General features: G+C 69.9%; 5 protein-coding genes. 3 read left to right on the top strand and 2 right to left on the bottom strand.

Annotated features, from left to right (window positions below):
* A partial coding sequence (locus ACZ60Q_RS35925) for an HAD-IC family P-type ATPase (protein WP_469641813.1) occupies nt 1-1431 on the bottom strand: 1431 nt, incomplete at its 3' end.
* A 251-nt stretch (nt 1432-1682) separates the two neighbouring features.
* Complete coding sequence (locus ACZ60Q_RS35920; RefSeq protein ID WP_469641811.1) at nt 1683-3563, bottom strand: APC family permease; 1881 nt, start codon at nt 3561-3563, stop codon at nt 1683-1685.
* Between the two features lie 463 nt (nt 3564-4026).
* Here ACZ60Q_RS35920 and kdpF point away from each other — a divergent pair, with 463 nt between their 5' ends.
* From kdpF to kdpB, 3 genes are all read left to right on the top strand, one after another.
* Nucleotides 4027-4116, top strand: a complete 90-nt coding sequence (gene kdpF / locus ACZ60Q_RS35915; RefSeq protein ID WP_018955984.1) for a K(+)-transporting ATPase subunit F — start codon at nt 4027-4029, stop codon at nt 4114-4116.
* A gap of 8 nt (nt 4117-4124) precedes the next feature.
* Entirely contained in the window at nt 4125-5789 is a 1665-nt protein-coding gene (gene kdpA / locus ACZ60Q_RS35910; RefSeq protein WP_469641809.1) for a potassium-transporting ATPase subunit KdpA, read from the top strand.
* A partial coding sequence (gene kdpB / locus ACZ60Q_RS35905) for a potassium-transporting ATPase subunit KdpB (protein WP_469641807.1) occupies nt 5786-7174 on the top strand: 1389 nt, incomplete at its 3' end. The genes kdpA and kdpB, both read left to right, overlap by 4 nt.

Here is a 7174-nt window from a genome sequence, read left to right as displayed (position 1 = left end):
ATGGATGATGCCCAGCGCCCGCGGCCCGTTCCAGTCGTGGACCGCCACCAGCAGCGGGGTGCCGCCGGACGCGGAGACGGCCGCGGACCAGTGCGCGGCCTCGGACGGCACACTGCCACCGCGCAGCCTGACCCATTCGGTGACCTGTGCCGCCGAGCCCTTGCGAAGGGCGCAGCCGGCCCCGTCGGCCCACGTCAGGTTCACCCCGCTCATCCGGGTGCGGGCGGTGAACTCGACGAACCTGGGGTTGCTCAGCTCGTCCTCCCGCGGCGCGGTGAGCCCGTAGCGGGCGGCCAGCGCGACCACGGAACGGCCTTCCGGGGTCGTGTCGGCGAGCGAGGACAGCTGGGCCGCGTCCGCGAGCTGGGTGTGGTCCACACCGGGCAGCGGTGTGAAGGCCACGGCCTGCCGGTTTCCATGGGTGATCGTTCCGGTCTTGTCGAGGAGCAGGGTGCTGATGTCTCCGGCGGCTTCGACCGCTCGCCCGCTCATGACCAGGACGTTGCGCTGCACCAGACGGTCCATGCCCGCGATGCCGATCGCGGACAGCAGCGCCCCGATCGTGGTGGGGATGAGCGTGACGAGCAGGGCCACCAGAACGGTGGTGGACTGCGCCGCTCCCGCGTAGCCGGCCATGGGCTGCACGGTGATCACCACGAGGACGAACACGGCTGTCAGCGCGGCGAGCAGAATGTTCAGCGCGATCTCGTTGGGGGTCTTCTGCCGGGAGGCGCCCTCGACGAGGGCGATCATCCGGTCGATGAAACTGTCGCCCGACCGGGCGGTGACGCGGACCACGACCGCGTCGGACAGTACGGTCGTACCGCCGGTGACCCCGGACCGGTCGCCACCCGACTCCCGTAGTACCGGGGCCGATTCACCGGTCACGGCCGACTCGTCGACCATCGCCGCCCCGTCCACCACGTCGCCGTCGGCGGGAACGGTCCCGCCCGCCCGAACCAGGACGAAGTCGAGGGGCTGGAGATCCGCGGGGGTGACGGCCTCGGTCCTGGCGTGCGCCAGATTCGTTCCGTACGCCCAGTGCTCCAGCCGCAGGGCGACCGTATCGGTGCGCGTCCTGCGCAACGAGGCCGCCTGGGCGCGTCCGCGGCCTTCGGCGACCGCCTCGGCCAGGTTCGCGAACAGGACGGTGAGCCAGAGCCAGCAGCTGATGATCCAGGCGAACACGGAAGGCTGCGCGACCGCGGAGAGGGTGGTCAACGCCGATCCGACGGCGACGACCAACAGCACGGGTTTCCGGGCCAGTTCGCGCGGATCGAGCTTGCGCAGAGAATCCCTCACGCAGACGGCGAGTTGGCCCGGCTCCAGAATGCTCGCCGGTCCGGGCCGCTTTCGGGACGGCGGGACGGGCGAAGCCGGCGGAGATTCCCGGACATCCGGAGGAACTCGGTGCAGTGCGGCGCGAGGCATAGGGACGCCTTCTGGAAGAGATCAGCGGAGCGCCCGCCACCGTGATGCGGTGACGGGCGCGAGAAAGTGAGTGCCGCCGGGGCCCTTCATCACCCCCCCGGGTCCGTCATTCCGTGATGCGGGCCACCGGCGGCCGAAGAGAACGTAACCCCTCCGCCCCGGCATCTGCCGTCAGGGAAAGAGGAATTGGCGCTCCTCTGACGGTCTGACGGCCTGACGGCGAATTTCGTCAAAGCGCCGCCAAGACAGTGTCAGGGGGATTCGGCGGTGATACGGAAACGCAGCCGGCAGATCGCCGCGTCGGTGTCCCGGCGTACCGCGTGGGCGACGACCGAGCCGCGCTGATTCTGCAGCAGCCGCTGCCAGACGTGCGCCGGTTCCGTTTCCGGGATGACCACGGTGATCTGACAGCCCGGACGGGTACCGGCCAGTTCGTTCACGTACCGGGAGAGCGGGCGGCCCAGTTCACGGCGCTCCGAGTGGATCTCGACGAGCTCGACACCGGGCCCCCACAGTTCCCAGTCGCGCCGCAGCGCCTCCGCGGCCTGCCGGTCCTCGGCCCCCGGGTGGGTGACGGTGACGGCGAGGACGCTGTCGCCCAGGGACCGGGCGGCGGTCAGCGCCCGGGAGGTGAGGTCCGACAGACCGGAGACGGGGACCACGACCAGCGACGGCGTCCGGTGCGGCGGCCGGGGTATCCGGCCGAGGCCGAGGCAGGCGCCGATGTGCGCGTACGTGCGGTGGATCCTGCCGAAGGCGAGGACGAGCAGGGGCAGCGCGAGGACGATGAGCCACGCGCCCTCGGTGAACTTGGTGGCGGTGACCACGACGGCGGAGACGCCGGTGAGCAGTGCCCCGAAGGCGTTGAGGGCGGCCTTGACCCGCCAGCCGCCGGGGCGCAGCTCGTTCCAGTGGCACACCATCCCCGCCTGGCAGATGGTGAAGCCGACGAAGACGCCGATGGCGAAGAGCGGCACGAGGGTGTTCGTGTCGCCCCCGGAGAGGACCAGCAGGACGCCGGAGATGGCCGCGAGCCACACCACGCCGTGCCGGTGCACCTGCCGGTCGCCCTTGAGGGCGAAGAAGTGCGGCAGGTAGTTGTCGCGGGCCAGCAGGCTCATGAGCACCGGCAGTCCGCCGAACGAGGTGTTCGCGGCCAGCGCCAGCAGCACCACGGTGGCGAACTGGACCACATAGAAGGCGGCGTTGTGCCCGAAGGAGGCGTCCGCGAGCTGCGACAGCACCGTGACGCCTTCGACCGGCTGGAGGTGGAAGCGGCCGATCAGGACGGACAGGCCGATCAGCATCACCCCGAGCAGAGCGCCGAGCATGACCTCCGTGTGCTGCGCACGGCGCGCTGCCGGGGCCCGGAAGGACGGCACGGCGTTGGCCACCGCCTCGACGCCCGTCAGGGCCGAGCAGCCGGCCGCGAAGGCCTTGAGGAGCAGGAGGGCGCCGACCGCCGTGGCCCCCTCACCGAGCGCCGAGGCATGACCGGCGGCGGAGGCGGTGCTCGCCGGGCCGTCCCGGAAGAGGCCGACCGCGATCATCGCCAGGATCGAGCCGACGAAGACGGCGGTGGGCACGAGGAACGCCCTCGCGGAGTTCACCACCCCGAACAGGTTCACCGCGGTGACCAGGGCCAGGACCCCGAGGCAGATCCAGGTCCGCTCCCCGTACAGCTGAGGGAAGGCCGACGTCAGGGCGGCCACACCGGCCGTGACGGAGACCGCCACGTTCAGGACGTAGTCGAGGATCAGTGAGGCGGCCGCCACCAGTCCGGTGCGGCGGCCCAGGTGCCGCTTGGCGACCGCGTAGGAGCCGCCGCCGTCGGGGAAGGCGGCGATCACCTGCCGGTAGGAGGCGACGAGCACGGCGAGCAGGGCGGCGATCGCGAGGGTGACCGGAAGCGTGAAGCCCAGCCCGTACGCACCGGCGGCGGCCAGGACGAGCACGATCGACTCGGGGCCGTAGGCGACCGACGCCATCGCGTCCAGCGACAGGGCCGACAGCCCCTGGAGCGCGGTGAGCCTGTGCTGTTCACCGGCTTCCTCGGAGCGGTTCGGGGACGGCTTCTTCGTGCCGGGCGCGGGCCGCCCGGCCGTGACCGGTTCACCAGGGTGCAGGGACATGGGAGTGCTTTCTACGAGGAGGGGAGTTAAGGACAGCGTCGGGCCCGGCCGGGGCCTCGGTCGATGCCCCTTGGTGCGATCCGTACGCCCGCCCCGGCGCTCTTCACGCGGCCCATACGCGGTGACCGGCCCATCCGGGGTACGGGATGCGTCAGGAGGCCCACGGCCGGGCGCCCGGCCCGGCGGCCCCGCGCCACGGGACGACGGGAGGGGGAGGGCATGTCGCGCGGCCGGCGCCCGGCCTGCCGCGTCAGATTGGCGTCAAGGGTTCCCCGGTATTCGTATGGACCCCGTCAAGGTGGCTTATCGCCGGGAGGAAGCCGGGGTTTGCTCGTATCGGCCAAACGGCCGATTCCATTCCTCACGTCAATCAGGAGCTCACGATGGCCGACCTGGCCTTCGTCGCCACCACGATCGCGGTATTCGCGCTGGTGGCCCTCATCGCCCGGGGGGTGACCAAGCTGTGACCGTCGAAAACGTCGTCGGCCTCGTCGTGGCCGTGTCCCTGCTCGGATATCTCATCCTCGCTCTCCTTTACCCGGAGAGGTTCTGAGAACGGAAATGAGTTCCCAGGTCGCTGGACTGCTCCAGCTCATAGCCCTGATCGCCGCCCTCGCCCTCGCCTACCGTCCGCTGGGCGATTACATGGCCAGGGTCTACTCCTCCGAGAAGAACTATCGACCGGAGAAGTGGATATACAAGGTCATCGGCGCCAATCCCGCCGCCGAGATGCGCTGGCCCGCCTATCTGCGCGGAGTGCTCGCCTTCTCGGCGGTGAGCGTTCTCTTCCTGTACCTGATGCAACGGGTCCAGGGTTCGCTGCCCGGTTCGCTGGGCTTCTCCTCGATCGACCCGGACCAGGCGTTCAACACCGCCGCGTCCTTCGTCGCCAACACCAACTGGCAGTCGTACTACGGCGAACAGGCCATGGGCCACGTCGTGCAGACCGGCGGTCTCGCGGTGCAGAACTTCCTGTCCGCCGCCGTCGGCATGGCCGTCGCGGTGGCACTCGTACGAGGCTTCGCCCGGTCCCGTACCGGCGAGCTCGGGAACTTCTGGGCCGACCTCGTACGGGGGACCGTCCGCATCCTGATCCCGATCTCGGTGATCGGCGCGGTCTTCCTGGTCGCCGCCGGGGCGATCCAGAACTTCTCCGGCATCCACCAGGTCGGACAGTTCGCGGGCGGTACGCAGGAGTGGAACGGCGGCGCGGTCGCCTCCCAGGAGGCCATCAAGGAGCTGGGCACCAACGGCGGCGGTTACTTCAACGCCAACTCGGCCCACCCCTTCGAGAACCCCAACCCCCTGTCCAACCTCTTCGAGGTCTTCCTCATCCTGCTGATCCCGTTCGCCCTGACGCGGACCTTCGGCCGGATGGTCGGATCGCTGAAGCAGGGGTACGCGATACTCGGCGCGATGGCCGTCATCTGGATCGGGTTCACGGCCCTGATGATGTGGACCGAGTTCGCCCACCGAGGCCCGGCCTTCGAGATCGCGGGCGGGGCGATGGAAGGCAAGGAGACCCGCTTCGGGATCGCCGGCTCGTCGATCTTCGCGGTCGCCACGACGCTGACCTCGACCGGCGCGGTGAACTCGTTCCACTCCTCGTACACCGGCTTCGGCGGTGGCATCACCATGCTCGGCATGCAGCTCGGCGAGATCGCTCCCGGCGGCGTCGGCTCCGGCCTGTACGGCATGCTGATCATGGCGATCATCGCGGTGTTCATCGCCGGGCTGATGGTCGGACGCACCCCGGAGTACCTCGGCAAGAAGATCGGCACCCGCCAGATCAAGTTCGCCGCCTGCTACATCCTCATCACCCCGGCCCTCGTGCTCGGCTTCACCGCCGTCGCCATGGCCCTGCCCACCCCCGCCGACTCCATGACGAACTCGGGCGCGCACGGCTTCTCCGAGATCCTGTACGCCTACACCTCCGGCGCCAACAACAACGGCTCCGCCTTCGCCGGACTCAACGCCGACACCCAGTGGTTCAACACCACCATCGGCATCGCCATGCTGCTCGGCCGGTTCCTCCCCATGGTCTTCGTCCTGGCTCTCGCCGGCTCGCTCGCCGAGCAGAAGCCGGTGCCCGAGACCGCGGGCACGCTGCGCACCGACAAACCCCTCTACACGGGGCTGCTCGTCGGCACGATCCTCATCATCACCGGACTCACCTACTTCCCCGCCCTCGCGCTGGGTCCGCTCGCCGAAGGGCTCGCCTCATGAGCACCGTCACGCCCACTCGCGCTCCCCACGAAGACCTGCGGCCATCCGATGGCCCAGGGCCCGCCAACCGTGTCAGCAGCGGACTCTTCGACCCCCAGCAGCTCCTGAAGTCGTTCCCGGACGCGCTGCGCAAGCTCGACCCGCGCGTGATGATCAAGTCGCCCGTGATGTTCGTCGTGCTGGTCGGCTCGGTGGTCACCACCGTGCTGGCCCTCACCGACCCGACCGACTGGTTCGGCTGGGCGATCACCGCCTGGCTCTGGCTGACCACGATCTTCGCCAACCTCGCCGAGGCGGTCGCCGAGGGCCGGGGCAAGGCCCAGGCCGACACCCTGCGGCAGGCCAAGACCGGCACCGTCGCCCGCCGGATGATCGGCCCCAACGAGGAACGGGTCGCGGGCACGGACCTGCGCATCGGGGACCTGGTGGTCTGCGAGGCCGGAGACGTCATTCCGGGCGACGGAGACGTGGTCGAGGGCGTCGCCTCCGTCGACGAGTCCGCGATCACCGGCGAGTCCGCCCCCGTCATCCGGGAGTCCGGCGGCGACCGCTCGGCCGTCACCGGCGGTACGAAGGTGCTGTCCGACCGCGTCGTCATCAGGATCACGACGAAGCCCGGCGAGACCTTCATCGACCGGATGATCAACCTGGTGGAGGGCGCCTCCCGGCAGAAGACGCCCAACGAGATAGCCCTGAACATCCTGCTGGCATCCCTCACGGTCGTCTTCCTGCTGGCCGTGGTCACCCTGAAGCCCTTCGCGATCTACGCGGGCGCGGACGACCAGACCTCGCTGATCGTGCTCGCCGCCCTGCTGGTGTGCCTGATCCCCACCACGATCGGGGCCCTGCTGTCCGCGATCGGCATCGCCGGCATGGACCGCCTGGTGCAGCGCAACGTCCTGGCCATGTCGGGGCGCGCGGTCGAGGCCGCGGGCGATGTGTCCACACTGCTCCTCGACAAGACCGGCACCATCACCCTGGGCAACCGGCAGGCAGCCGAATTCCTCGCGGTCAAGGGCGTGAAGGAAGCCGAACTCGCGGACGCCGCACAGTTCTCCTCGCTCGCCGACGAGACGCCGGAAGGCCGGTCGATCGTCGTGCTGGCCAAGGAGAAGTACGGGCTGCGGGAGCGGAACCAGGGAGAGCTGACGGGCGCGGCGTGGGTGGAGTTCACCGCGCAGACCCGGATGTCGGGCGTCGACCTGGACGGGCGGAAGGTCCGCAAGGGCGCGACCGGTTCCGTCGTGGCGTGGGTGAAGGAGCGGGGCGGGAGTGTCTCCGAGGACGCGCAGGCGCTCACGGACCGGATTTCCCAGGCTGGTGGCACGCCGCTGCTGGTGGCTGTGGAAGACACTGACGGCGCTCGGGTCCTCGGGGTCATCCAC

It is taken from the genome of Streptomyces sp. NPDC104313, assembly GCF_055583985.1.
This window is presented reverse-complemented; position numbering and strand designations above follow the sequence as displayed.

Coding starts and splice junctions, on each gene's coding strand:
- ACZ60Q_RS35920 (WP_469641811.1), bottom strand. CDS start 3,563: ATGTCCCTGCACCCTGGTGAACCGGTCACGGCCGGGCGGCCCGCGCCC.
- kdpA (WP_469641809.1), top strand. CDS start 4,125: ATGAGTTCCCAGGTCGCTGGACTGCTCCAGCTCATAGCCCTGATCGCC.